Origin of the sequence: Chloracidobacterium sp. (assembly GCA_016716305.1) — a bacterium.
In the GTDB taxonomy this organism is placed as follows: Bacteria; Acidobacteriota; Blastocatellia; order Pyrinomonadales; family Pyrinomonadaceae; genus OLB17.
The window spans coordinates 3,311,183-3,336,127 of the sequence record JADJWP010000002.1; the positions used below are offsets into that span (position 1 = coordinate 3,311,183).

The window sequence follows — 24,945 nt, forward strand, 5'->3', positions numbered from 1 at the left end:
CGTGCCGTGTCCGGGCGAAGGCGATCGGTGCCTGCGTTAAGATGCGGTCAATTACGGGAATTCGCACATTCATTTCTGTGAAATTACGTCAGATCAAATCGACCGGATCGTGATCTAAACAATCAGTGACTGCGGAATTATTCGCATTCCATCATAGTTTCTTTCGCGACTGGGGCAATGTGACGTGAGTCACAGTTGCCCTGCTCGCTTTCTGATAAACTCAGCTGATTCTATTGAAAAGTGAGGTTATGAGGCTGACGCGGCTCGAAAGATGTACAAGGGATCGAACATCAAACTGATTTGTTGCGGAGCTTCTTTTGTCGCCGCTCTGATGTTCATGCTTGGATCATGGCCAGCGAAGACCGTCAACGGTTCGAACCGAGCTATTGTGGCTACTGCTACCCCGACACCTAAACGGATACGATCGGTCGCCGCAAAGCCGAAATACTCAGAATTTTCGCACAGCGTAAAGGCCCATAGCGTTGGATGTAGTTCGTGTCATGCCTTCCCGTCGTCGAACTGGAAATCGGTTCGAGCAGAAGATAAGGCATTCCCCGATATCACGGAATATCCGAAACATGCTTCGTGCGTCAATTGCCACAAGCAGCAGTTCTTCAGAGGAGCAAACCCCGCGATCTGTTCGATCTGCCATACAAACCCGTCGCCGAGAAACAGTAAACGTCACCCGTTTCCGAATCCGCGTGAGATCTTCGACGAATCGCCAAAGGGCAAAACGGCGGATTCTGATTTTCAGATCCATTTCACGCACGACATTCACGTTGAGATCGTTTCGAAGACGACGGCAAATTTACCGGCATTCGTCAATGCATCGTGGTCAAGGGGGCGGCGGGCCGAAGAAAGCTGCAGCGTATGTCATCAAACCATCATGCCGCAGGGTGACAGTTCGGACGAATACCTTGTCAAACCGCCTGCGGATATCGGTGAGGCATTTTGGTTGAAGAAGGGAACTTTCAAATCGTCGCCGATCGGTCACACAACATGTTTCACCTGTCATTCGGCGGATTCTGGAATGAGCCCGTTACCGACGGATTGTGCGGCCTGCCACAAACTGAAAGAGAGCTTCCCTCCCGGAGATTTTATTGACGTCAACGCCGAGAAAATGGGAGCTTCGGCGCGAATGATGCGCGATGCATGGCGAACACGCACGTCTTCAGGGACCTTTCGGCACGAGTGGATGAGCCATGCCGAGATGAGTTGCTCATCCTGCCACAATGTTTCGGCGATGGTGACGACCGATCAAAACACCAGAAAAGTAGCGATCTCGTCATGTAACACTTGTCACATAACAGCGACGTCGGACGACGGCGGAATACTCAATTTTGAGATCGATCAGCGGAAAAAGACTCCAACGTTCCAGTGCGTGAAATGCCACCTTTCATTTGGCACCGGGCCGATACCCGAATCGCACCTAAAGGCGATAACTGCCGCGGCCGGTAATTGAGCCGCTTTTTGAGATGACCCAAACCGGTGAAAATGTCAGAACGCCCTGCGAGCCGAAAGCGGCCTCACCCACAAAATTGGTTGCGGTCGCAGCGTGGTTCCTTTTGCTGGTGATCTGCATTTCCTCCTGTCGAGGTGACGCTTCAAAGATCGATCCCTCGGACGTTGAAGCCCCGAAGCCCGAACCAACCGCGAGCGTTGTAAAGTTCGAGTTCCCGGATAAGGACTACGGGAAGTTTGACCACCAGAGCGAGCAGCACGTTCGCCTTCCATGTCAGGTTTGCCACACGAATGACGGTCAGGCTGCCAAGGTGAAATTTACCGGTCACATTCCGTGTTCAAGCTGTCATACAGAGCACTTCGCAGAGAAGAACGTAGCCCTCTGTTCGATCTGTCACACCGATGCGGAATCGGGAAACATGAAGAGTTTTCCGCCACTTCGGTCGTTCAACGCACGTTTTGATCACGCCCGTCACACGCCGCACGCTAATTGTGCGACCTGTCATTCGCCAACGCAGCGAGGCACGGGTTTTTCGGTTCCGACAAGGGCCAACGCGCACACGACTTGTTTTCAATGTCACGGGGCAGACGCTGCGATCGCAAAATCTGAGATCGCCAAAGGGAACAATATCGATTCCTGTGCGACCTGTCACCAACAAGGAACTCCGGGGGCGGGACGTGCATTTGCGAAATACGCAGGAGGATTTTCTCATGCAAAACATGGCGGCCCGCAGCGACTTTCGTGCAATAGCTGTCATACGATCCAAGCCGGCGCGAGACGCGACCGACAAGTCTCGGCACCAGAAACTGCGATGCACTTTGCGGCCGGTCGAGGTCAATCTTGTGCAACGTGCCACAATGGCAAGCGAGCTTTCGGCGGCGAAGATTTTAGCAGCTGCAAACGATGTCATCAGGGCGATTCTTTTAAGTTTTAGGGTTGAAACTAATTGCCGCGAAGTTTTTCGCGGTCATGAACGGCAGTAATGTGGTATTTCGGGGCATTTGACTCAGATGGAGCACGAATATTGCCCTAAACAGGGCTGTTTCTTGACTAATGAGTTGGCACGTCCTTTGCTTGATGAATAGTTGACGGCGGGAAAATGCCCGTCGATCGCAATGATCAACAAACATTACTTTCGGAGTACTTTCATGAACAACTATAAACTCAAGATCCTCACAATAGCCCTTTTTGCTGTACCTATCATCTTCACGGCATCGTATAGCGGCGTCGTAACGAATGCCATGCCGATTGCCGATGACGACTCGGCGGCGGTCTATAAGGCGAAATGCGCAATGTGCCATAGTCCAAAGGCGGAAAAGCACTTTGATGCCGCCTTGGCCGATGAACACCACGTTAAGGCGATCCTTGAAGGACAAAAGGGCGAAAAGCCGCCATTCATGCCGGCGTTCAAGGACAAGGGCATCGATGCCGCAAAAGCACAGGCGCTTGTTGCCTACATGCGGTCGCTGAGGACCCCACCCGCTGAATAAGCGTTGAGGAGGCGGGTCAAACGAACGGTTCAGTCGCTATACGGCGAACTCAGATCAAGTGCTTGATCGAGGGCTGTCGGTGATGCCGGTCAGCGTCCGGTGCGTCATTGTAACGAGAATTTCATCTACGAGATGAAAGTTCGGAACATTGTCGGCCGGAGCTGACTTGTTTCCGTTTAGCGATCGATCAGTGCGGTCGACTTTGTGGTGCCGAACTCTCTGTTCAAGAACGAGGAGCAATTGCAAACTATGAGCGAAGAAGAACTAACTGAAAACAAGGAATTGCCGTCAGAGAAAAAGGCGGTTCCCAGCCTTTTTAGGAACTTTATCAGCTTTGCGGGGTTTGCGATCGTCACTGCCGCGCTGACGAGCATTGCCCTGCTTTTCCTTATCGAGATCTCGGGGACGTCAGACAATCCATACACGGTCTTGGTGACTTATATTCTACTACCGAGCGTGATGCTGTTCGGTTTAGCGGTCGCCGGGATAGGGGCTTTGTTGGAAAGACGAAGGCGGCTGCGATCGCCAGGTATGGATATTACGCCATACCCGATCATTGACCTGAATGATCCGGCTCGACGACGCTCGCTGCTCGCTTTCATTGCCGGAACCTTCTTCTTCCTTTTTATCAGTGCGTTCGGCAGTTACCGGGCGTTTGAGTATACCGAATCAGTTTCGTTCTGCGGCCAACAATGTCATACCGTTATGAAACCGGAATTCGTCGCATTCCAGGCCTCGCCGCACTCGAGTATAAAGTGCGTTGATTGCCACGTCGGCGGCGGGCCGGAAGCGTATGTGCGGTCAAAGCTGAACGGTATGCGGCAACTTTATGGCGTTGCTTTCAATTCGTTCGATCGTCCGATCCATACACCTATCAAGAATATGCGTTTGGCCGAGGAGACCTGCGCAAAGTGCCATCGACCTGAAATGTATTACGGCGATCAGCTCAAGGTCTTCAACCATTATGGGTTCGATGAGAAAAATTCGCTCCGACAGATCAGAATGATGATAAAGGTCGGCGGCGGTACAGCCGAACGCGGTCCAACCGGCGGCATCCATTGGCACATGAATCTCGACAACGAGATCACATATATCGCGACCGACGATAAGCGCCAGAATATTCCATGGGTGAGGATGAAGACCGCTAATGGCGAGGTGGTTGAATACCTCGCCGAAAACGCCAACTTCACTTCGCAGCAGATCGAACAGGCAACGAAAAAGCGAATGGACTGCATCGATTGTCATAATCGTCCGACGCATATCTACCTGTCGCCGAACAAAGCGGTCGATCAGGCACTTGCAGCCGCACGGATCGATCAATCACTGCCGTTCATCAAGGCCAAAGCGGTCGAGGTTCTCTCGAAAGCGTACAACACAAACGATGAAGCCGTTGCAGCTATAAATGCCGATCTGGCGGAATATTACCGAACGTCGCATCCGGACGTTTATGCGTCACGGAGAGGCGTTGTGGACGGTGCCATCGCAGAGATTGCACGGATCTATCAGACCTACTTTTTCCCGGAAATGAAGACCAACTGGTCAAGCCATATCGACAATATCGGGCATTTTAACGCGCAAGGGTGTTTTCGATGTCACGATGGGCAGCACAAGAGCAAGGAAGGGAAGGTCATTCGAAATGATTGTGCTATTTGCCATACGACGCTCGATCAGACGTTTGCCGGCCAGACCTTCACCCCGCCTAACGGTATGTTCAAACATCCGGTCGATCTCGGCGACCGCAACACATGGCAGTGTGCGGCGTGTCACACAGGCGACAGCTCATTCAAACATCCGCTGAATCTTGGTGATATATCGAGGTTCCAATGTGCGGAGTGCCACAAGGGCGAGAGCTTTAAGGTTGCTCGTTAGCTGGACCAAGAAAAGAAAAACCGCGGCGATCAGTCTGGACTGATTCGCCGCGGAACTGTTTTCCCACCTGAAAAAACTCTAATTGCTATCTGTCGGCTCCACGTCCGAGATAGATCCTCAATGACATATAGGGCAAGTGGGCGTTGTAGTCCTGGGTGTTTTGGAACTTTTCGGTATAACCGAAATACTGATATCCAATATTCCAGTCGATGTATCGCGAAAGCATTACCGACATTCGGAATTCCGGCATCTTGAATGTCATCGGATACGAAGTGATTATGTTCTGAGGGAGCGTCGAGACAAGATCTTTCTGTCCTTGGTCGTTGCTGAACCGATAGCTTCCAAAAAGTGTGATCCTTTTTATCGGCCGAGCTGTTACATCGACGAATGCGTAGTGGTCACGCATATAAAACTCGCTTATCCCTTGTAGACGCTGACCGCTAACCGGGACAATGATCGCCGACTCGCTCTTGATATACGTGTATGTGTATCCACCGCTGAGGCTAAACTCAGGGATCGGATCCCAATCGAGGCTGCCAGAGTAGGTTCTGTTCCTGACATCTGCACCAAAATCCCTTGGCGGAACTTCGATGGACTGCGCCGGATTGGTGTTGTTCTTCACGATCGCAGAAAGATTTGCAGCGACCTTGTTGAAACTCCACCTACTCCGAACTCGGAAGTTCGTGAACCGATAGTTCGCCAGCCGCGTGAATACGTTGTCGGCACGACCGCGTTCGACATCAGCGAAAATAGCCCAGTTCTTCATCGGTTTGATCTTCGTCCCGGCAAGGAATGTGTGGGTCGAATTCGAAAACTCGTCCACCTCAGTTGTCGGGGTAGCAGAGGCGAAATTGCGGTCGAACAATTCGAGGACGGACTGACGATGCGTATACCGGTAACCGATGTTGAAACCGAACATGCTATTGGCTTGATAGTCGGCCTCTACGGTATTGACATATCGTTTGTAACTCGTAAGACGATGTGAAAGCGTATTCGTGAACGTCGTCGGCCGCGGAGCTCCTGCCGATGTCCTTGAGTAGACTGCCTCAGCAAAAAGATTGCCGCCTGTGATGTTGAACTGATCAAATGTAAACGTGTTCGAGATCCGGAACTTGTCCGTTACCATGTAGGTCAACCCGAGATCGGCACGTGTCTGCGGTCGTTTTGAATCTCCACGGATCTCAAAACGGTCGAGGTCAATTTGGTTATTCGAGTTGTCGCGGCCCGTAAGAGCTTCGAAAAGCGTGAAATTGGTGCGCGAATCTGAATATGAGATGCGCGCTGTCATGTCGAGCTTCTTAGCGAAGGTTCTTTGAGCAGTAAAGATACCGAAATGGGTTTCGCCGAGAACCGGATTTTGCCGATCGAATGTAAATAGCCGCGGGTTGTTTGTTGGGTTGTTTCCTAGATTCAAACCAAATTGAGTGAACCGCGTATGGTCGTCAAAGTTCCGATAACCGTATGTACCCGTGAGATTGAACCCAAGCAGCTTGCCGTCTATACCAGCCCTCAGATCGTGAGCCTCGGTACTGACAAATGAAACAACGGGGAATTCGTCGCTATACGCCCGAGTCGTGTAACCACCAGTACCGCGGACGGTGTTCAGCGAATATCCGAACCGCATCCGAAAATCAGGGCTTTCCGGAAATACGATCAGATCGATATCACCGAGTGTCCGGCGAGAATCCGCATCGTGCTGGCTTAGTGCATGATTGTTGAGGTTGTTGTAAAAGCTCACTCGGCGAACATTTGTATCGAGCCTATATTTGCCGGTGCGTTCCATATTGATACGCAGGAAGCCCGACGGGTCGGCTCCCCAACCCGACGAGATAATGAGGGCTGAGTCGAAAACCTTGTAACCTTTACCTTTGTCTTCGACGACAATGCTCGAATCGAATACTCGAAATCCGTTTCGGTAATTCAAATCGCTGCGAAACTTTTCCCTATTACCATCAACGCTTACGTTCCGGGCACCGATCTCTGTGCTCACAGAGATCTCAAATCTCTCATCCGTCGCCGGCGTTTCGGAGGTCGGTGAGTTCTGTCCGATACCGGAAGTGGTCATCAAAGCGGCGGCAACAAGAACAAACGTCGATCTTATCCAAATCCCTCGTGTTGCGAATAGACTAATTGTGTTGATCATGATCGTTGTCTTTTGCCTCCTAGCGGAAGAAATCTTTGTTAGTATTTGATCCGTGTATTGCAACGTGGCAGATAGTGCAGTTCTGATATCTGACTACTGCCTGGTTGTGGAACGATGGTGTGTCCGGTGCCAACTGCTCAGTAATGCTGCTGTGGCATTCGAGACAAAGCTGGCGAACAGAATTGCGTTTGAGCATCTTCGGATTGCTGGCGCCATGTGGTGTATGACATGCCGAGCAACCCTCGAGGGTTAACGGGGCATGTTCGAATACGAACGGCCCTTGCTTGTTCGTGTGACACCGAACACATGCATTGTCCGCACCAAACGTTGCGCGGGTCTGTTTACTTTCGAAGCCACCATGCGGGTTATGACAGTCGCTGCAGCTCATCTGGCCTTCAAGGACCTTGTGATGGAATGGTTTTGAGAACTGAGCCTTTGTTTCGGTGTGGCATCCAATGCAAAGCTGGGGTTCGTTGGACTTTAGCATTGCTCGGTTTGCAAGATTGGGCCGTTGAGCGGCTGCATCACCGATATTGGTTATCGACCCTGCTTTGAAATCGCCAAACTTAGAGCCGTGTGCTGAATGGCAATCGGTGCATCCGACGTTATTTCGCCAGTGTTCGCCTCTACGAAAATTGTTGTGGTTCTCCTTACCCGCGTGGCAGGCCAAGCAAGATTCGGAAACGGCCTTGGCGTCCATTTCTTTAAAGATCTTTATTTTTGTCTTATCGCCGCCGCCATCCACATGTTCCTTACCAGGCCCGTGACAGGATTCGCAGCCGACCACTTTGTTTTTCCAGTCCGGAAGTTCTCCGAGTTTGCCATGAGTTGTTTGGGCAACGTCGTTGAATTGAGACTCATGACACGCCTTACAGGTTTCACTGCCAACGTAATTGTCGTCTTTACCATACCCTTCGATGAGTAGGGTTTCACTCACGGCCGAAGCCGATGTGCCGGCTACCGGCGAGGTCAATCCGACAACGAACCAAACCGAAAGAAACAGAACGAAGCCGACCAGTAAGACAAGTTTAAAGTTTTTTGCTGAAGCCATATGAATTGCCTCCCCAAGTACTTGGTCTGCCGTAAGGAATTGCTATGCGGAGATCCGCGAGAACGTTAACATCAGTCGAACTGCCCAACTGTGATAAGTGTCACAGAAACACGGAAAATCGCACCTTTTTATTGATCTCGGGCCCGTCTTTGGCGGAGTTGGAGGCCGATACCGAGAATACGGATCAGCCGGGAGCGTGGCACTTCCTCGTTTCGCAGGAATTTATCAAAGTCGTCTCGCTCGATCCGTTCGACCTGGCAGGTCGAAACGGCCCGAACACTGTAGGTATAACCGACTTCGGCGAACATTTCGGTAATACCGAAAACCTCATGCGGATCAGCGTAGCGCACCAGTACGTTTTCGTTCTTTTGTGTGTCGGAAACCAGCACTGCCCTTCCTTCGCAAAGAATGCTGACCGATGATGGGATATGGCCTTTTTCGACAAGCAGTTCGCCTGCCTTGATCTCGCGAATTAAACGGATCATCTGCAAGGCCTTCCGGGTTCGTGACGAGAGGTCGCGAAACAACCCTTCGTCATTTATTCTGGTGCCCGATACTTCGGCTGGATTTATTACGTATTCTGGATAGATTGGCCTCACCCCCACTGACTCCGCGGGTCAGGCCAAGAATGTCACTGATGCGACCTAGAGATAGGATTTGAGTCACATTCGGCTGTGACGGCCATCACAACTTTGCCCGAGATCCTCTTGGCCGGCCGATCATCGCCTCAAGAGCCTTTGTGTCGTGAATGTGCAGATCAGAACCTTTAAGAGTTATCAGGTTGCGCTCACGGAAGTCTTTTAGCAGACGAGTCACGGTTTCACGCGACGTGCCGATCATCTCAGCGACCTCTTCGTGGGTGAATGGCATCTTGATCCGAACAGGTCCGTGCGGTCGGCCGTTGCCATTGCCATTGCCATTGCCGTCACCATTGCCGCTCCATTCGAGCATCAACAGTGCAAGTTTGTCGGACACCGAGTTTGATAACCCGAAAGACCGTATCTGGTTATATGCATCGTGATACTGGCTGCAAAGATGTTTCACCGCATTCATCGCGACGTCTGAACGCTGCATCAGCCGCATGAAATCAGATCGGCGGACGTAATTGACCTGACATGGCTCGATCACCTCAGCAGAAACCTCGTAGTTGCCGCCCGAGACGATCGCGCTAAGCCCAAGCAATTCGCCGGCGGCCGCAATGTGAAGTATCACTACCTTTCCGTCCCTTGAGCATGTAAAGAGTTTTACGCGTCCCTGACACAGCATAAAAACGCCATTCGCGGGCTGTCCTTCGATAAAGAGCATACTCCCGGGAGCATATGTGTTGGTTATTTTTACTTCTTCGAAGGCTCGTAGGCTATCCGGCTCTAATCCGCAGTAAAAACTCTCGGTCGGCAGGCAGCATTCGACGCATTTATTCTGGATCTTTAGGTGATTCGGACTCATTGATTTTGCTCCAACGTCGTCGGGCCGAGGCCCTGGCCTCTCACAACCAGAACCGAACATGGTGCATTGTGAACTACTGAGTTGGAAACAGAACCCAAATACACGCGCTGCCAAAATCCTCGGCCATGCGAACCCATAACGATCAGGTCAGCATTCCACTCTGCGGCCGTTTCGACCACGGCTTGCGCCGGAGATCCAACCGCAAGTTCCGTTGTAATGTTCTGATCACCCTTGAGGCAATCAGAAAGCATGGACCTGGCTTTGTCCAGATTGCCAGCAGCCTCATTTCGAGCCTCTCTAATATACGTATTGTAGTACTCATCGACAACCCCGAACGGTGCCCCGACAATGTGTGTCATCGGTTCGACGACAGTGAGTATCTTGACCTCGTCGTACTTTCCAGCAAAAGCACTGCAGTATTTGGCAACGGCAGCGTCGCTGAATTCAGAGCCGTCGATCGCAATGATTATTCGCATTTTCCATACCCCTCAGGCTGCTGCTTTTTCTAAAGTATCAGCCTCAAATTCCCCTGATTCCGGCTCTTTGACAGTATGATCCACTACCTGAAGTACCCCATCGTGGCCGATGATGCTGAGCCGGTCGACGAACCGCGTTGCATTTTCCGGATGATCCGAGACAAATGTGAATACAGGCAACGCAGAGCGGGTGTCGTTTAACACCGCATGGCAGATCTGTGTGACGCAGGCCGCGAGATCATCTGGCGAGCGTTCAGATCCTGGCATTCCCGAAGCACATATGCCCGGGCTTACTAAAATGTCTTCAAAATAGGGACAATTTGCTGTGCAGCTATCTATGTACCGGACGTCAGCAACGCTCGCGGTGCACCAAATACCGTGCTTGCCCGGTTCGTTCTCTGACCGTGTGAGCTGGTTGACCATAGGTGCGGCAAATTTTTCAGCTGAACTTATGTTTGATCCAGCCCATAAGCCTATCACCTTTCCTCGAGGTAGGTTCGATTCCGCTAAAGCAATTGCCGCGAAACGTTCTACAGGCTCGTGAGTGACGATCATGACACCTCTAAATCCATTGTCCTTAAGTTCGCGGACGATAGCCGCAAACGACGCTTCAGGGTTCGAAACATCATCGGTACTTGCCAAGATCGCAACATTCGCTTCAGCCGCTTTATCGATGCGACCGATCACGATACGCGGAAGCTTACCGAGCGGAACCAATTTCAGTAGGTCCGCTAATTCGCCCACTCGTGAATCTGGGGCGGATCCGACAAGTATCAGTTCGTCCATCACTACACCTGCAAGCAGGGCATAAAGATCTGTTGCGCTGACATGACCCGTACCGATCACAGCAACGCTTGCTTTTGTTTTGTCCTTTGTCGCCATTCTCGTGCTGGAAATGAAACGAATGTTAGTACCGCTTACGAATTCAACAGTGCAAAAGGCGTGCCCGTTAAGGCCGATATCCTGAGGCCCGAAAAAAGGGCAGTTATCACACTGCCTTGTGATCATGAACACAAAAATTACGCGGGTTGATCGAATCAGGTGTGTGAAAGTTCGCGCATTCGCAACGGCATCACCTCCGAATTCGGTGTCAGATAACAAAGAGGAGATCTGTCTTGGATGGGAAGCTCGGAAATATCGGAATAAATCGACCATCTAAAGTGATTTACGGACAGACGGCTGTTCATCATTTATTAAGATCTCTTTAACCGTCCGTTTATCGAAATTCGTTCTAATTGTGTTTGCAGCCGTCAAAGCTATGAGATCAACACCTGGATTTATGGCACTTGCGGGGCCGTCAGGCGATCCGTTCCTCAATCCCGGATTTACCGGAGTTTCGGATGGGCGCTACACGGTGCGTCTCGCTGAAGACAGCAACGACGTCGAGTCAGCGCTGCGATTGCGTTACGACGTTTTCAACGTGGAGCTTGGTCGAAGGGGAACATCAATACACGACGCGGGGCTCGAATTCGATGCCTACGATCTCAAATGTCGTCACATGATCGTTGTTTCAAAAGCGACGGGAGAGACCGTTGGTACTTATCGCCTGAATTCGATCGAGACCGCCCATTCGACCTACGGTTTCTATTCTTCGAACGAATTCACGATCGAAGATCTGCCGTATGAAGTGCTCAACGACGGGATCGAGATCGGTCGTGCGTGTATAGCCAGCGAACACCGGAACACCAAGGTTCTCTTCCTTCTCTGGAAAGCCCTGCTTGCGTATCTCGAACAAAGCGGAAAGAGGTACTTTTTCGGATGTTGTTCAATTTTCACGGACGAACTCAGCATAGGACGGAGAGTGTTCAGACACCTGGCCCGAGCTGGCCACATCCACAGAACATTCGCAGTTTCGCCGTGCAGAAACAGTCTTAGCCTGGTCGAAGAAGACGGCGGCACGGATGAGGTCAGGCTTCCTGCACTCTTCGATATGTACCTTCGAATCGGCGCACGGGTATGCGGCCCGCCTATGGTGGATCGCGAATTCGGGACCATCGATTTCTTTGTTGTATTTGATGTTACGGAAATGAATGAGAAATACCGCCGGCTGTTTTCTTGATGTGCGGTCGAAATGATCGACCGGCAAGTCAAACATAAACGCGTTCCTCAAAACTCCATTCCGAGTCTCGATGAAATCGCAGCACAGTCGAGCAGCGTGTACCGTAATTCGGTGTCTTTATGAAGATTGCCGAGACCGCTTTTTCGGCTTCATATGGGAGCCCGGTCGATGGCAGATCGTCGTCGCTGGCTTGTGATTCATCCGACAAAATATCGAAGAGTTCATCGTTCGACGTTCCGAGCGATCCGATCAGGTTCGCCAAGCGCGATCTTCCTTTTGTGACCTTCGGCCATGGCGTATCGAGCAGGTGATTACTTAGACCGTAAATGCCGGGCGACAATTCTCGAAACCCTTTGACCCTGTTCGAGGAATAAAACAGCTCCTTTCGCCTGCCGATCTGGCCAACAAGCAAGTTGAAGCCCGAATATTGGTGTCCTTTCTTCTCGACATCCGCCAGATGATCCTCAGCCGGCCGATCAGATCGGAGAAATGCAGCGACCAACTCGCCTCGTGAACGTGATCCCGCCGGAGTTCCTGGTTCGCGGAAATTGGTCACGGCCGCAAATCGTCCGCTTTTTGTTACGCCGAGCCACGTTCCGCCGCCTTTCAGGTCACGGCCTCCGAAAATGTTATCGGAACCATCCCAATAGGCCGACGGTGCAGAAGGCCGGTCGTAAAATTCGTCTCGGTTCGCAAGCAAAATAAGCGGATGATCGGGATGTTGTTCGTAAGCAATATATATTACGCACATCGTTGTTTCGTTGGCTGATACGGATTACACGAACGTCGTTTCGGCCGCACGGGCTCCAAGGGCGAGACGAGCAAGTCGCAGCACTGATGTTTGCCTGACCCCCGATTTGCAATTCGCGGCACCGATCTCAAACGCGATGCTCCATTGCCTGAACAAAATTCGATATGCATCGAACAGGGTATATTGCGGATCATAGATATTAGTTGACTCACTCGTGACACCGTTAAGCTCGATTATCTTAAAACGTTCACCTCGTTTGAGCTCTTCGAACGAGGACGTGCGAATATCGAATCGGCCAAAAAAGAAACCATCAAATCCGCGGCAGATCTCGTCGATCTTTTTCTCTAGTACATTGGTTTTGAGCCACCCGCCATCGAGGAATATTGCCCCTCGCGAATGCGTTCCGATCTCGGTTAGTTTGATCTCTTCGCCACCGCCGTAAACATTGGCGAGAGCAGCCTTATTTTGCTCGAAATATTTTGCAGCCAGGCAAACGGCCCGCGGATGGCTCAGGATCAGTTCTTCAAGAGTCGATCTTCCGTCACCGATAAGCGAAGGTAAGTGTTTCTCGGTGATCGAAAAGATGCGCCCACGTTTTTCGTGCGGATAACGATAGTAAAAGATGCTGACCTCGCGGCCGGACGCATTTTCCTGCAGTATCATGTCCGAGTCAGAGGCTGACAGTTCCGCTTCGAGGCTTTCAGATGTTCGGATGATCCTTACGCCCGTTCCGCGTTCTCCCCTGTCGGGTTTCAGTACAAGCGGAAATTGCAGTCCGTTTTCGTCAATGAATTGCGATGCCTGACGGAGTTTTTCGGGCGGGGAAAGCGCGCCATTCAATAGCGTGTGTCGAAGCAGGAATTCGGTCGCGTCTCGCGAGCTCTTTAGTTGCTTGTAAATGTCATCTTTCGATTCTCCCTTAAATCCGCTGGCCGGGATCGCGGGATTGACAGCGGTGAAAGCAGTAAGGCTTCGGTGCCTGATCGCGAGCCAAAACACGTATAGGACGACCGGTGCGTAAAAAACTTGAAGCGGCCAGAATTCCCAGTGTGCCATTCGTTTGATCCGGCCAACCAACATGCGGCGATTTTTCCATGAACTGTATTTAATGGCCGTCCGAATCACTATTACGATCACGATCAATCCGAGAAGTGTGTTATCCGGGAAGAGAAAAGCTTGCGAGAATGCTGTTGAGCCAACCAGGATCGGCGTCCATATCGCCGACGCCAACAAAAAATAGAGAACGAACTTTCCGAAATCCGTGCGTAGAGCCCCGGCCAACAAATAAGTAGGCAGGCGGAGTCCCGAAACAAAGCGGCTAAGAAACACTGCTGCCGCGCCGTGCTTCGTTAGCCATTTGGACGCACTGGTTATCGTTCGATCCGGTACAAATCGCTTGACCAGTTTGTTTTCAAACGTTCGTCTTCCAAGCATCCTTCCTGCTCCATACAGAAGAATATCGCCGACGAAGATGCCCAGAAAGCAAGCTGAAAGTGCAAGCGCAAAGCTCATTCGCCCGGTCGCCGCTGCTGTTCCCGCCAATAGGCACGCGCCATCTTCGCTCAAGAAGGTGCCAAAGAAGAACAGGAAAAACAATCCGGCGGCCGAGAATTCCGGAACGCCATTCTGAAGGATCTGTGAAAGATCAAGCATCTAGCATACTGCCGAGGATCGGCAACTCCTTTCGGTGTATCAACAGGATGACCGCACTCAGCACAAACACCGTTACAGCTAAGATAAATAAAAGGCCGCCGTCGTCCTTTACAATTATCCCGAGCATCGTCGCATGGCTCAGGATCGCCCCTGAAATAGTTCCGAGAGCTATGAACGCACCCAGCCAGGCTGTGCTGGGAATAAGCAAGAGAATGACGGCAATAAGCTCGATAACGCCTGACCCTATACGACCGTAGGCTTCAAATTCTGCGCCCATCAGCGTTGTAAAGATATACTTCGATTCCTCTGCCCCTGTGAATTTAAAGAAGAGGGTCTGAAATAGAATGATCGCCACGACTATGCGGCAAACCCAGCTAAGTATCACTATCTTTGATGACATGGTTTTCTCCAAATATTAACGGTTGAAAATTTGCTTAAGGTGCCAAATAGAAATCGAGGTCAGCAATAAATGCCCTTGGGCTGCATCCCGTTAGAGTTACGCAGCCATCGTTTTCCAATGATCAAGTGTCGACGGTGCAACGCCGAAAGTTCCAGACACGGCGATGCCGAAACCGGCCAATTTTTCCGCGATCAGCGCATGATGGTGCACCGTATGACTATTAAGGAATTCGAGCTCGCGTGCGATGCATGACGGCAGCCAGGCCTCGTGGTCTATCTCTGAACGGACGTAAACGGTCTGTTTCAAGATCGTGTCGTCAACACCATGCATCCGTTGCAACGCGAGCCGCAGCCTTTCCGCTGCGTGACTGCGATCGATTTCGACGCGGAGATCGCGTTCTCGCGCACTGTAATCGATGCGCCTCTCAGTAATTCCCTTTAGAAAGTTGTTCAGAAAATCCAGATTGTGGCGGAAATGCCCGCCGATACTGCCAGTACCGTTGGCAGAGGTTCGATATGTCAGATCATCGAGTCGTTCGATCAGTTCGCGCCCGCGTTCGAACTCGGCGATGGCATTTCGAATGAGCAGATTGTCTGATCGTAAGCAAATGCGTGTGTCTTTCATTCGTTACTTTACTGCACTGAATATTAAGGCCGTCGCAGAGTGAATTCCCTTTATCGGAGTAATTATTCCACCGATCGGCTTTGGAATACCAAGAGCGATTTCCGGGATTCATGACACTGAAACTCAGCGGAGGTACGTAATTTTCGCGAGAAATTCTAATAACCGATTACGGAGAAAAAAGTATGACTACCCAGAAATTTATGGCTAGTGTTGCGATCATCGTGACACTGGTGTTGAGCATTCAGACAGGCTTCGCCTTCAACAAAAACGGGAAAAAGCAGGCGACCTTCAAGGTTCGCGTGGAGAACATATCCGATCCTAATGGACTCGTGACCGCCGGCGGCAATAAATATCCGTTCGCGCTCTCGCCGGGCCTCTTTGTCATAAATCACAAAAAACAGCACTTTTTTGAAGAAGGTGAGAAAGCGAGCGCGGCCCTGGAACTACAGGCCGAAGACGGCAATCCAGAAACTCTGTCAAAGAGACTCCAAACGAAAGTAGGCTCCCTCTTTATGGGTATATTCAACACGCCGGTGGGCGCTGATAAGCCAGGCCCGCTTCTTCCCGGCAGCGCGTACGAATTTACGTTCGAGGGTGCCGAGGGAATGAAGTTCAACATAATCGCGATGTATGGCCAGTCGAACGATCTCTTCTATGCTCCAAAAGAAGCTTTGGACCTTTTTGACAAGAATGGCGATCCACTGGATGGTGACATCACGGAAAAACTCCTACTGTGGGATGCAGGTACCGAAGTCAATCAGGCTCCCGGGATCGGCGATGAACAGGCTCCGCGTCAGAAAATGGCGAACACCGGCAAAACCGAGAATGGTGTTGTAAAGCTCGTCAACGACGAATTCAGATATCCGAAAACATCTGACGTTCTGCGAGTGACCGTTACCGCGCAGTAAATGCAATCTCGTTACAGCCCGGCTGCAGCGGAGACCTTGCAAAAGAGATCTGCCCGCAGTCGGGTCATCGAAATGCGGAGAAAAATAATGAAAATCAATACGCTAATACTTGCGATCACGTTCGGAATCTGTGCGGTTGCGACGTCAGCTCAAACCCTGAGCAAGAAATCGATCACACTTGAAGGGGCTCGAACGGTCATATCCGGAGCCAAAGCCTTCGCTAAGGCAGCTAATGCACCTGGAGGTGTGATCGCCGTCGTAGATGACGGCGGTAACCTCGTTGCCCTTGAACGCCTCGACGGCACCTTCACAGCCGGGGCCAACATCTCAGTCGGCAAGGCAAAGACCGCAGTTATGTTCAAACGGCCGACGAAATTTTTTGAAGACATCATCAAGAACGGCCGCACATCGATGGTCGCCTTGCCGGATTTCACACCTCTGCAGGGCGGTGTGCCGATAACGGTCGACGGTCAGATAATTGGCGGCGTCGGTGTCTCCGGCGCAGCCTCAGCCCAGCAGGATGAAGAACTTGCGATGGCGGGTGCGGCAATGCTCAGCGGCGAAAAGGCATCCTCCGTAACGTTTCTTGACAGCAAAACTGTAAACGATGCTTTCGCAAAAGGTGCGGTTCTGAGTGGCGGCACGAATGGCGAGAACTACATGGTTCACGCGAGTCGCCGCGAGAAGGCCGGCCTCGCTGAGGTGCATGATCTAGATACGGACATCATCTACGTCCTTGACGGAACCGCAACGGTCGTTACAGGTGGAAGCTCAGTCGATCCGAAAACGATCGAGGCCGGTGAGCACCGCGGTACTTCCATCGAGGGTGGCGAAACACGCCAACTCAAGAAGGGAGATGTGTTGATCGTCCCAAAGGGGACCCCGCATTGGTTCAGACAAGTAGACGGCACTTTTCTTTACTACGTCGTCAAGGTTAGGTAAGAGGTCTGCCCGCAAAATACTCCAAAGAACGCAAAAATGAAACTTCCTTTGCATTCTGTTTTTTCGCGGGCACGTCTTTGTGAGGATATATGAAAAGCATTTTTACTATTGCGATCCTATTTCTTGTATTTGGTGCTGTTAAGGCGCAGGATGTTCCATCGGGCAAGCCGGAAGCGGCTATCGATCTAACCACGACCGAGGGCGTTCGGCTGGTTGCGGGTCAATGGAAATACAGCGATACGAAGATCGTCGAGACCACTTTCAACGCCGCCGGAGCGGACAACCAACCGAGCGGGCCATCTGTGAAAACGTACGACTACACTCCGCACGCGGGAATCGCGAATTTTGACGATTCGGCATGGGAAAACGTCGCCCCGGACGATCTGGCAAAGCGACGCGGCAATGGCCGCTTGTCATTCAACTGGTATCGCATCAACGTAACCATTCCTGAGCGTTTGAACGGTTTCTCGACCGCAGGTTCTACGGTCGTATTCCAGACCGCTCTCGATGACTATGCAGAGGTCTGGGTGAACGGCGAACTCTCACGTTCCCTAGGCCAACGCGGTGGTTCGGTCGTCGCCGGTTGGAATGCCCCGAATCGACTAGTAATTGGCCGCGACGTAAAGCCGGGCGATAAGATCCAGCTGGCGATCTTCGGCATCAACGGCCCGATCTCGAATCCGCCCACCAATTTTATCTGGATACGCGAAGCAAGACTTGAATTTTACAAGGGTGAAACCACCGGTCCGATCGCGGTCACGCCGAGCGAGGTAAATGTCGAGGTCGTGCGTCTCGACAACGAGATCAACAAGATCGTCGGGCCAAATCCAAAGGTGTTCAAGTTAGCAGAGGGCTTCAAATTTACCGAAGGGCCTGTCTGGACAAAGGACGGCCTGCTCTTTAGCGACCCGAATGCTAACACCATCTACAGGTACTCGAAAGACGGAAAGCTCAGTGTTTTTCGCTCGCCCAGCGGCTACAGCGGCAGCGACATCGCCGCCTATCGTCAGCCCGGGTCAAACGGGATCACCCTCGATCCCCAGGGCAATATTGTCTTCAACCAGCATGGCAACCGCCGCGTTGTCCGGCTCGAAAAGGACGGCAAGGAAACCGTTGTAGCGGATAAGTTCGAAGGCAAGCGTTTCAACTCGCCTAACGATCTGGTCTATCGCTCGGACGGTACGCTTTACTTTACTGATCCGAACTTCGGGCTGCCCAAATTTGGCGATGATCCGAGGAAAGAGTTACCGCATACGGGTGTTTACTCACTCTACAAAGGCAAGCTACAACTGCTCACGACAGAGTTCACCGGGCCGAACGGCATCGCACTTTCGCCCGATGAGAAATATCTCTACGTCGGCAACTGGGACGATAATCGCAAGGTGGTTTATCGCTATGAGCTCCAGCCGGACGGCACGGTAAAGAACGGGAAACTGTTTTTCGACTTCACGCCGATCAAGGGTGAGGACGCTATCGACGGCGTGAAGGTCGACATCGCCGGCAATGTGTATGTTTCGGCGCCTGGCGGGCTGCACATTGTGTCGCCCGAAGGCAAACACCTCGGCACCATAATCGCACCGCAGCATGTTCATAACATGGCGTGGGGCGATGATGATGGGAAGACGCTGTATCTATGTGCACGAAATGGGCTTTATAAGATTCGGTTGAATGTCAAAGGAGCCGGGCCGAGCCACGATTGATCGATGTTAATGAAGTTCTTTCTTGGAGCTTGTCTTCTCTGTTGGGCGATCACGAAACCGATCGCCCAGCAATCCTAAGGTTTATTACCGCAATTGATATCGATCGCCTTCGATGGCTGATCGGTTTCGCCCCGACGGCCGCGGCTTATCTCTTCTGAGTATCTGACCCCGTTTGATCACCGCGTTGCCTTTATTCGCAAAGATCGATCACAAATGAGATCTCGATATTCAGACGGAATCCGGAACTAGTTAAAGACTTCGGTCTTTAAGACGGCAATCTCTTTCTCAAGGTTTTCAATATGGTCGCGAAGCGGCAGTATCATCTGCTCAACCTCGGCCATCGTGTATCGCGGTGTTATATGCTGCGGGCAATTCCAGTCGAACGCCTCGACATGGAGAGTGACCGCACGCTCGATCTTTGCTCTATAGTCGGGCATTTCCAACTCGGCGATGAGGTCTGGAACTTCGGCCGCCGGCTTGACCTCGGCTTGCACGAGGATCTTAAGGCGAGCTTTATTTGCGTAGTCCATTAGGAACAGTGCCGCTTTCGCATTGGCAGCGAGGTTTCCGACACTAATGTATTGTAGGTTCCCGCGAAAGTCGGCGAACCCGAGCGTCCGTTCATCCAGGACTTTTAGAAATCCGGGCGGCCCGCCCCGAAACTGAATATAAGGCTGGCCGTTCTCGCTTACGGTCGCCATGTAAAAACCATCTCGCGATCCGATAAAATCAGTTTCCGCATCCGATAGGCCGTTAAAATCAGGTTCACCGCCTTCAAATCGTTCGAGCTTCTTTCTCGAGCCATAACGCTCCTGCGCGAGCTTTACGCTCGGCGTGAACGTAAGGTCATAGAACTTGTGTGACATTTTGTAACCCCTCTACTGCATGATACGACAGTTGTCGCCAAACGATCGATAAAGCCAAAAATGACGCCCGGATGATCGCACCGGGCGTCAAGTATTTCGGAGGATAATATAAGAACGAAACGAGTTTACGCGACCGCTGCGAGACCTGGGGTTCTGATGCCGTATTCTCGGGCGACCCCTGCGAGAGACTTTTTCAATTGCGTCCTGGCTCGACTGAGACGCGACATGACCGTCCCGATCGGTATATCCAGGATCTGTGCGACCTCTTTGTAATCAAATTCGTGAACGTCAGCCAGCAACACGACCGATCGATAATGGTCTGATAGCTTGTCAAGCGCGTTAATAACCTCTTCATCGGTGAGATGCTCCGGGACTGAGGGCCTTGCGGTCGAGAACTCAAACAGGAGTTCGTCGGCTTCCTGAAAGTACTTTGCCTGCGTGAACTGCTTTCGTCGATGGTGATCGTACTTGTTGAACAGGATCTTGTAGAGCCACGCACGGCAATTCGTGCCGGGTTCATAATGTGCAAAGGATTTCCATGCCTGCATATAGGTTTCCTGAACAAGGTCGTCAGCCTCAGTTTCACTTCTTGTTAGCCGCTTTGCCGTTCGGTATAGGTCGTCGATATGCTGCATCGCTTCCGCTTCAAAAATTTCTGCCGCTATCTTGGTCATATGGTTGCTCCTAAGATTGATGAAAAATTGCCGCTCACAACCATTTGTCGCGCGGGCTCGCAAATCCTTACATGTTTTTTTCGATTTTCTTTGAGGCGAGAAAAAGGGATGAAACTGCGCTGTTTCATCCCTTTAGATTGAGCGACAATCGCCCGTTTACCTTGCGGTTGCCGTGTAGGTCCTGACTGAAGGCGGCAGCTCTTCACTAGATACGCTCGGAGCTCGCAGCGTGAGAAATTGCACCGGATCTTTCGTGAAGATCAGATCCAGCGTCCAATCGAGCGCGACGCGCAGTTTCTTTTCAAATCTGGGCAGCTTCATCAGGTAGATCGTCCGCCATAGCCACCAAGCGATAAAACCCGAGAAGTTCACGCCTAAGATCTGCGCGACTCCTGTTCTGCGGCCAAGTGCTGCGAGTTGACCGATCGTTTCGAATACGAACGGCTTCATCTTTCCTCCGCGGATAGAGGCTTTAATGTTGTGGGCAAGCACCTTGCCCTGGCGAATTGCGTGCTGCGCGGTCGGAGGGTAGGGTCGCCCGTTTTTCGGATCGACTATCGAGGCGCTATCGCCAACGGCCCAGATGCCCTCATATCCGGGCACAGCCATGAAAGCATCCGCACATATCTTGCCCCGGTCCTTTTCACACGGCAGTGCTTCAAGCAAAGGGTTTGGGGCCGTTCCCGCCGTCCAGATCAGCGTGTTCGTTACGATCCGCGTGCCGTCGCTTAGCCTTACGAGGTTACCGTCAACCTCTGATACCTTTGTGTTCGAGTGGATCTCAACGCCTCTCGCCGCGAGCTTCTTCGCGGCATATTTGCCGAGCTTATCGCTTAGCTCGGGCAGGATCGTGTCGCCAGCGTGTACGAGCACAACGCGCAGCATACCCTTGGTCAAATTCGGGTAAAACTTCAGTGCCTCGTGAAGGAAATCATTGACCCCGGCGATCGTTTCGACACCGGCAAATCCGCCGCCGGCCACGACAAAGTTGATCAGTGGCTCACGGACCTTCGGGCAACATTCGAAATCGGCCTCTTCGAGATTTGAGATCATGTGGTTTCTCAAATAGATCGCGTCGCCGAGCGATTTCATCGTCAGCGCGGTTTCCTCGAGGCCTTTATTGCCGTAGAAATTGGTGATCGAACCAAGCGACAGCACCAAATGGTCGTAAGGCAATTGGTGATGGTGATGTTCCTTTCCGTGTGAAACGTGTACGATCCTGGAATCGACGTCGATACTCTCGACATTCCCGTTGAAGATCTTTACCCGTTTCAACAGCTTTCTGACCGGGCTCACGATATGAGTGATGTCCAGGTCGCTTGCTGCGACCTCGTGAAGCATCGGCGTAAACAAAAAGAAGTTCTCACGATTTATCAGCGTGACCTCGATGTCCGGATCACGCGCAAGTGTTTTTTCGAGATTCAGCGCCGTATAAAGGCCGCCAAATCCGCTTCCTAAGATGAGAATGTTAGTTTTCCGTTTCATGGTCGCCTACGAACACCTCGCTTCGAGCAGCGTTCCAAAAACAATCGCGACGGCGGCGTAGTTTATTCCGTTACGGAACATTGGAATAAAACCGCATCCTGGTCTGATAAAAGAGATGAAATTAGCCGAAGGGGCGTAGAGGAGTGCGAAACAATGACAAAATACTCGAGCGTTGGGTCAGGATTTAAGCAGATGTCTTCGCGAAACCGGATCTTCGATGTCGAGCCTTTCTCACGAAAGGAGCAAATGTCGTTGACGGAGGTGCGCGACGGCTTGCGTCTAAAGCGAGCATTGAAGCGGGCTATTGGCCGAGATTCGGCCCCTCAGCGACTTGTTGATTCCATACTGAGCATGATCAGGGAATGACAATATGGGCTCGGAAGCCGTATCATTTACGATTCAGAATACGAAGATGGAGACCGGCGAAGCATTGGCACCGCAAGCCGAACGTACGCGTCCGAACATCGATCCTTCTCGCTGGATCGACGACCATGGCGACGTTCTCTTTCGTTTTGCCTTCGTGAGGCTTCGCAACGAAGCCGCGGCGGAAGATCTCGTTCAGGAAACGCTCTTGTCGGCCATCCAATCGCTTGAGAGGTACGCCGGTAACTCATCGGAAAGGACTTGGCTGATCGGGATATTGAAGCACAAGCTTATCGATCATTACAGGAAGAACAGTAAAGAAGTAAACCTGGCCGACGATGAAGAGGATCTTTCCGACCTGGATGGTTTTTTTTCCCGGCCCGACAAATGGGATGGCCATTGGGTGGTCGCGCTAAGGCCGGTCGATCCTGAACAGTCGCCTGATCAAGCGATAGAGAAAAGCGAGTTTTGGGGAGTGATGAACCGGTGTCTTTCGGCCTTGCCTGATCGTGTGGCAAGTGTTTTTGCACTGCGTGAAATGGACGGGATGTCAAGCGAGGATATTTGCAGCGCAATGGGCCTTTCACCAAGTAACTTTTGGGTTATCATGCATAGAGCCCGCATGCAGCTCCGGCGCTGTATCGAAATAAAATGGTTCAAGCATCCGGTCTAGTATGTAATGAAAGAAGCTAAAGTAAAACATACCAGGTTCAACGTCCTTCTCTGGCGGAAATTGCCGCCGTGCCGGGAAATTGTCAAGATCATCACCGCGTCGATGGATGCCAAACTTTCGTGGCGCGAATGGGTACTGATGAAGCTGCATCTGCTTTCATGTGATCCGTGTGTCAATTTTCTGAAACAGATAAACTTTATTCGAACAGCTCTTGATCACAGCGACGAAGGAATGGATGATGCCCTCCAGCACATTTCGCTTAGTCACGCCGCACGTGAGCGGATGAAGGATGCCCTCGATTCTGCCAATACTGCCTCGTAGTTAGATGGAATAATTCCCGCCCAAGAGTGGATTTGCCATAGTTGTGCGCATCGCGTGCGCATCACTGATTATGGCGACTTCTACATTCACTGAAACTCATCATCACCAGCATTCACAAAACCGATTTTCGGTGATCCCGACGGCTGAAAGACTGGGTGCCAGCCCGAAATACAACGGCCGTGGCGTTACGATAGCATTCCTTGATTCCGGATTTTACCCTCATCCCGACATCGCTGATCGGATCGTCGCGTTTCATGACATTCACGGCGAGGAAAATAGATGCGACGCAGCCGCTGAGCCACAACCTCATCAATGGCATGGAACCCAGACGGTCGTTGCATGCGCGGGGGACGGACGGCTGTCGGACGGGATCTACCGTGGTCTGGCAGATCAAGCCGATCTCGTTTTGGTGAAAGTCGCACAGCAAGGCCGCATAACTGATGATTCGATCGAAAAAGGCCTTCAATGGGTGATCGACAATCGAGAAAAATACGGAATACGAATTCTTAATATTTCGCTCGGCGGCGACATCGATGCCATGACGAATGATAGTCGGATCGATCGGCTGGCTGAAGAGTTGGTGGAAATGGGCGTCGTTGTCACTGTCGCTGCCGGCAATTCGGCGGAAACACATCCGATCCCGCCGGCAAACGCGCCGTCGGTCATTACCGTTGGCGGTTACACCGATCAAAACCGGTTTGATCCAAATGCGTTCGATCTTTATCACTCAAGCTTTGGCCCGACCGCTGACAGGATCGTCAAGCCCGAGATCATCGCACCTGCGATGTACGTTGCTGCACCAATACTGCCGAGAACTAATGACTATCATGTTGCGGAATTGCTCTCGATGCTGGCAGCAGCACCTGATTATTCGTTTCGGCCATTGGTCCAAGAGTATTGGATCGAAGCAGGTCTCAATGCTGATGTTTTGAACATGGACGATGAGGCCGTGCGAAAGATCGTCGGCTATGGCTTACAAAGGCGAAAGGTCGTTGCGACGCACTATCAGCACGTAGATGGGACTTCGTTCGCCGCACCAGTCACCGCATCGGTCGTCGCGCAGATGCTTGAGGCCAACCCGGATCTTTTGCCCGCCGCGGTAAAGAATATTCTCATTACAACGGCCGAACGGATAAAGAACTCATCGGCGATCAGGCAGGGCTACGGCGTAATAAATGCAAAAAAAGCCGTTGACCTCGCTGAAGCCGAAAAGCACCATTTTGATCCAAATGTTCACCACCCGCCACGGCGAAATGGAGCATCTCTTCGCTTCTCGTTCCACGACGACAGTGCCAGATCGGTCAACCTCGTCGGTGACTTTAATGGCTGGGATCCTTCAGGCGTGTCCCTAGAGAGGTCATCGAACGGCTTCTGGTACGCGACGATATCCGCCGAACATAAAACTCGATACAGATATAAGTTCCTTATTGATGGCCATCGCTGGGTCGAAGACCCGACTCATGGAATGAAGGAAGAGGACGGCTTCGGAGGTTTTCATTCGATTCTCGACGTCAACTGAGAATACGCCCCAACGCATACTCGATACGAACTCGAAGGTGGAATAAAAAAGTCAGGAACTTTGATTTCAA

At 51.6% G+C, this 24,945-nt stretch carries 25 protein-coding genes; 12 read left to right on the plus strand and 13 right to left on the minus strand.

The window, feature by feature from the left end; genetic code table 11:
• The first annotated feature begins 388 nt into the window (after positions 1 to 388).
• The 4 genes from IPM28_17050 to IPM28_17065 all read left to right on the plus strand — a co-directional run bounded on the left by IPM28_17050 (position 389) and on the right by IPM28_17065 (position 4,821).
• Positions 389 to 1,462: a hypothetical protein gene (locus IPM28_17050; GenBank protein MBK9174691.1), complete on the plus strand. Its 1,074-nt coding sequence runs from the start codon at positions 389 to 391 to the stop codon at positions 1,460 to 1,462.
• 13 nt (positions 1,463 to 1,475) lie between these two features.
• Complete coding sequence (locus tag IPM28_17055) at positions 1,476 to 2,396, plus strand: hypothetical protein (GenBank protein MBK9174692.1); 921 nt, start codon at positions 1,476 to 1,478, stop codon at positions 2,394 to 2,396.
• Positions 2,397 to 2,610: 214 nt separating this feature from the next.
• A complete protein-coding gene (locus tag IPM28_17060) occupies positions 2,611 to 2,952 on the plus strand; it encodes a cytochrome c (protein MBK9174693.1) in 342 nt (113 codons plus the stop codon).
• Positions 2,953 to 3,201: 249 nt separating this feature from the next.
• Positions 3,202 to 4,821: a NapC/NirT family cytochrome c gene (locus IPM28_17065; GenBank protein MBK9174694.1), complete on the plus strand. Its 1,620-nt coding sequence runs from the start codon at positions 3,202 to 3,204 to the stop codon at positions 4,819 to 4,821.
• An 85-nt stretch (positions 4,822 to 4,906) separates the two neighbouring features.
• Here IPM28_17065 and IPM28_17070 read toward each other — a convergent pair whose 3' ends face one another.
• The 6 genes from IPM28_17070 to IPM28_17095 form a co-directional block, all read right to left on the minus strand.
• Positions 4,907 to 6,964 (minus strand): hypothetical protein, encoded by a 2,058-nt coding sequence (locus tag IPM28_17070; GenBank protein MBK9174695.1) that lies wholly within the window; start codon positions 6,962 to 6,964, stop codon positions 4,907 to 4,909.
• 19 nt (positions 6,965 to 6,983) lie between these two features.
• Complete coding sequence (locus IPM28_17075; GenBank protein MBK9174696.1) at positions 6,984 to 8,015, minus strand: cytochrome C; 1,032 nt, start codon at positions 8,013 to 8,015, stop codon at positions 6,984 to 6,986.
• 128 nt (positions 8,016 to 8,143) lie between these two features.
• Entirely contained in the window at positions 8,144 to 8,614 is a 471-nt protein-coding gene (locus IPM28_17080) for a cyclic nucleotide-binding domain-containing protein (protein ID MBK9174697.1), read from the minus strand.
• Positions 8,615 to 8,699: 85 nt separating this feature from the next.
• Positions 8,700 to 9,461, minus strand: coding sequence for a Crp/Fnr family transcriptional regulator (locus tag IPM28_17085; protein ID MBK9174698.1), 762 nt, complete (start codon positions 9,459 to 9,461; stop codon positions 8,700 to 8,702).
• The gene (locus IPM28_17090; GenBank protein MBK9174699.1) at positions 9,458 to 9,937 is read right to left on the minus strand and encodes a universal stress protein; all 480 of its coding nucleotides are present in this window, start codon (positions 9,935 to 9,937) and stop codon (positions 9,458 to 9,460) included. The genes IPM28_17085 and IPM28_17090 overlap by 4 nt, the downstream gene beginning before the upstream one ends.
• A gap of 12 nt (positions 9,938 to 9,949) precedes the next feature.
• Complete coding sequence (locus IPM28_17095; GenBank protein ID MBK9174700.1) at positions 9,950 to 10,819, minus strand: hypothetical protein; 870 nt, start codon at positions 10,817 to 10,819, stop codon at positions 9,950 to 9,952.
• Positions 10,820 to 11,195: 376 nt separating this feature from the next.
• On the opposite strand from IPM28_17095, the gene IPM28_17100 reads away from it, so the two are divergent.
• Positions 11,196 to 11,996, plus strand: a complete 801-nt coding sequence (locus tag IPM28_17100; GenBank protein ID MBK9174701.1) for a GNAT family N-acetyltransferase — start codon at positions 11,196 to 11,198, stop codon at positions 11,994 to 11,996.
• A gap of 28 nt (positions 11,997 to 12,024) precedes the next feature.
• On the opposite strand, the gene IPM28_17105 is transcribed toward IPM28_17100, so the two are convergent.
• The 4 genes from IPM28_17105 to IPM28_17120 form a co-directional block, all read right to left on the minus strand.
• Positions 12,025 to 12,747 (minus strand): NRDE family protein, encoded by a 723-nt coding sequence (locus IPM28_17105; protein MBK9174702.1) that lies wholly within the window; start codon positions 12,745 to 12,747, stop codon positions 12,025 to 12,027.
• 24 nt (positions 12,748 to 12,771) lie between these two features.
• Complete coding sequence (locus tag IPM28_17110; protein MBK9174703.1) at positions 12,772 to 14,400, minus strand: VTT domain-containing protein; 1,629 nt, start codon at positions 14,398 to 14,400, stop codon at positions 12,772 to 12,774.
• Positions 14,393 to 14,800, minus strand: coding sequence for a DoxX family protein (locus IPM28_17115; GenBank protein MBK9174704.1), 408 nt, complete (start codon positions 14,798 to 14,800; stop codon positions 14,393 to 14,395). The genes IPM28_17110 and IPM28_17115 overlap by 8 nt, the downstream gene beginning before the upstream one ends.
• A 96-nt stretch (positions 14,801 to 14,896) precedes the next feature.
• A complete protein-coding gene (locus tag IPM28_17120) occupies positions 14,897 to 15,424 on the minus strand; it encodes a hypothetical protein (GenBank protein MBK9174705.1) in 528 nt (175 codons plus the stop codon).
• A 182-nt stretch (positions 15,425 to 15,606) separates the two neighbouring features.
• Here IPM28_17120 and IPM28_17125 point away from each other — a divergent pair, with 182 nt between their 5' ends.
• From IPM28_17125 to IPM28_17135, 3 genes are all read left to right on the plus strand, one after another.
• A complete protein-coding gene (locus IPM28_17125) occupies positions 15,607 to 16,332 on the plus strand; it encodes a spondin domain-containing protein (GenBank protein MBK9174706.1) in 726 nt (241 codons plus the stop codon).
• 87 nt (positions 16,333 to 16,419) lie between these two features.
• Positions 16,420 to 17,274 carry a heme-binding protein gene (locus IPM28_17130; GenBank protein MBK9174707.1) on the plus strand — a complete coding sequence of 285 codons (855 nt, stop codon included), beginning with the start codon at positions 16,420 to 16,422 and terminating at the stop codon, positions 17,272 to 17,274.
• 89 nt (positions 17,275 to 17,363) lie between these two features.
• Positions 17,364 to 18,974, plus strand: coding sequence for an SMP-30/gluconolactonase/LRE family protein (locus IPM28_17135; protein MBK9174708.1), 1,611 nt, complete (start codon positions 17,364 to 17,366; stop codon positions 18,972 to 18,974).
• A 245-nt stretch (positions 18,975 to 19,219) separates the two neighbouring features.
• Here the strand turns inward: IPM28_17135 and IPM28_17140 are convergent, their stop codons facing one another.
• The 3 genes from IPM28_17140 to IPM28_17150 all read right to left on the minus strand — a co-directional run bounded on the left by IPM28_17140 (position 19,220) and on the right by IPM28_17150 (position 21,999).
• On the minus strand, positions 19,220 to 19,840 hold the full coding sequence (locus IPM28_17140) for a pyridoxamine 5'-phosphate oxidase family protein (GenBank protein ID MBK9174709.1): 621 nt from the start codon (positions 19,838 to 19,840) through the stop codon (positions 19,220 to 19,222).
• 125 nt (positions 19,841 to 19,965) lie between these two features.
• Entirely contained in the window at positions 19,966 to 20,514 is a 549-nt protein-coding gene (locus IPM28_17145; protein ID MBK9174710.1) for a sigma-70 family RNA polymerase sigma factor, read from the minus strand.
• Between the two features lie 156 nt (positions 20,515 to 20,670).
• Entirely contained in the window at positions 20,671 to 21,999 is a 1,329-nt protein-coding gene (locus IPM28_17150) for an NAD(P)/FAD-dependent oxidoreductase (GenBank protein ID MBK9174711.1), read from the minus strand.
• A 153-nt stretch (positions 22,000 to 22,152) separates the two neighbouring features.
• On the opposite strand from IPM28_17150, the gene IPM28_17155 reads away from it, so the two are divergent.
• The 4 genes from IPM28_17155 (at position 22,153) to IPM28_17170 (ending at position 24,875) form a co-directional block, all read left to right on the plus strand.
• On the plus strand, positions 22,153 to 22,365 hold the full coding sequence (locus IPM28_17155; GenBank protein MBK9174712.1) for a hypothetical protein: 213 nt from the start codon (positions 22,153 to 22,155) through the stop codon (positions 22,363 to 22,365).
• A gap of 4 nt (positions 22,366 to 22,369) precedes the next feature.
• A complete protein-coding gene (locus IPM28_17160; GenBank protein MBK9174713.1) occupies positions 22,370 to 23,035 on the plus strand; it encodes a sigma-70 family RNA polymerase sigma factor in 666 nt (221 codons plus the stop codon).
• Between the two features lie 6 nt (positions 23,036 to 23,041).
• The gene (locus IPM28_17165) at positions 23,042 to 23,356 is read left to right on the plus strand and encodes a zf-HC2 domain-containing protein (GenBank protein MBK9174714.1); all 315 of its coding nucleotides are present in this window, start codon (positions 23,042 to 23,044) and stop codon (positions 23,354 to 23,356) included.
• A gap of 70 nt (positions 23,357 to 23,426) precedes the next feature.
• Positions 23,427 to 24,875, plus strand: a complete 1,449-nt coding sequence (locus IPM28_17170) for a S8 family serine peptidase (GenBank protein MBK9174715.1) — start codon at positions 23,427 to 23,429, stop codon at positions 24,873 to 24,875.
• Positions 24,876 to 24,945 lie beyond the last annotated feature (70 nt).

Excerpts from the sequence above, each read along its gene's own strand:
- IPM28_17105 (MBK9174702.1), bottom strand. The coding sequence starts at position 12,747 with ATGTGCGTAATATATATTGCTTACGAACAACATCCCGATCATCCGCTT.
- IPM28_17060 (MBK9174693.1), top strand. The coding sequence starts at position 2,611 with ATGAACAACTATAAACTCAAGATCCTCACAATAGCCCTTTTTGCTGTA.
- IPM28_17170 (MBK9174715.1), top strand. The coding sequence starts at position 23,427 with ATGGCGACTTCTACATTCACTGAAACTCATCATCACCAGCATTCACAA.
- IPM28_17065 (MBK9174694.1), top strand. The coding sequence starts at position 3,202 with ATGAGCGAAGAAGAACTAACTGAAAACAAGGAATTGCCGTCAGAGAAA.
- IPM28_17140 (MBK9174709.1), bottom strand. The coding sequence starts at position 19,840 with ATGTCACACAAGTTCTATGACCTTACGTTCACGCCGAGCGTAAAGCTC.
- IPM28_17165 (MBK9174714.1), top strand. The coding sequence starts at position 23,042 with ATGAAAGAAGCTAAAGTAAAACATACCAGGTTCAACGTCCTTCTCTGG.
- IPM28_17130 (MBK9174707.1), top strand. The coding sequence starts at position 16,420 with ATGAAAATCAATACGCTAATACTTGCGATCACGTTCGGAATCTGTGCG.
- IPM28_17115 (MBK9174704.1), bottom strand. The coding sequence starts at position 14,800 with ATGTCATCAAAGATAGTGATACTTAGCTGGGTTTGCCGCATAGTCGTG.
- IPM28_17090 (MBK9174699.1), bottom strand. The coding sequence starts at position 9,937 with ATGCGAATAATCATTGCGATCGACGGCTCTGAATTCAGCGACGCTGCC.
- IPM28_17075 (MBK9174696.1), bottom strand. The coding sequence starts at position 8,015 with ATGGCTTCAGCAAAAAACTTTAAACTTGTCTTACTGGTCGGCTTCGTT.
- IPM28_17095 (MBK9174700.1), bottom strand. The coding sequence starts at position 10,819 with ATGGCGACAAAGGACAAAACAAAAGCAAGCGTTGCTGTGATCGGTACG.
- IPM28_17100 (MBK9174701.1), top strand. The coding sequence starts at position 11,196 with ATGAGATCAACACCTGGATTTATGGCACTTGCGGGGCCGTCAGGCGAT.
- IPM28_17155 (MBK9174712.1), top strand. The coding sequence starts at position 22,153 with ATGACAAAATACTCGAGCGTTGGGTCAGGATTTAAGCAGATGTCTTCG.
- IPM28_17135 (MBK9174708.1), top strand. The coding sequence starts at position 17,364 with ATGAAAAGCATTTTTACTATTGCGATCCTATTTCTTGTATTTGGTGCT.
- IPM28_17125 (MBK9174706.1), top strand. The coding sequence starts at position 15,607 with ATGACTACCCAGAAATTTATGGCTAGTGTTGCGATCATCGTGACACTG.
- IPM28_17150 (MBK9174711.1), bottom strand. The coding sequence starts at position 21,999 with ATGAAACGGAAAACTAACATTCTCATCTTAGGAAGCGGATTTGGCGGC.
- IPM28_17160 (MBK9174713.1), top strand. The coding sequence starts at position 22,370 with ATGGGCTCGGAAGCCGTATCATTTACGATTCAGAATACGAAGATGGAG.
- IPM28_17070 (MBK9174695.1), bottom strand. The coding sequence starts at position 6,964 with ATGATCAACACAATTAGTCTATTCGCAACACGAGGGATTTGGATAAGA.
- IPM28_17055 (MBK9174692.1), top strand. The coding sequence starts at position 1,476 with ATGACCCAAACCGGTGAAAATGTCAGAACGCCCTGCGAGCCGAAAGCG.
- IPM28_17145 (MBK9174710.1), bottom strand. The coding sequence starts at position 20,514 with ATGACCAAGATAGCGGCAGAAATTTTTGAAGCGGAAGCGATGCAGCAT.
- IPM28_17120 (MBK9174705.1), bottom strand. The coding sequence starts at position 15,424 with ATGAAAGACACACGCATTTGCTTACGATCAGACAATCTGCTCATTCGA.
- IPM28_17110 (MBK9174703.1), bottom strand. The coding sequence starts at position 14,400 with ATGCTTGATCTTTCACAGATCCTTCAGAATGGCGTTCCGGAATTCTCG.
- IPM28_17085 (MBK9174698.1), bottom strand. The coding sequence starts at position 9,461 with ATGAGTCCGAATCACCTAAAGATCCAGAATAAATGCGTCGAATGCTGC.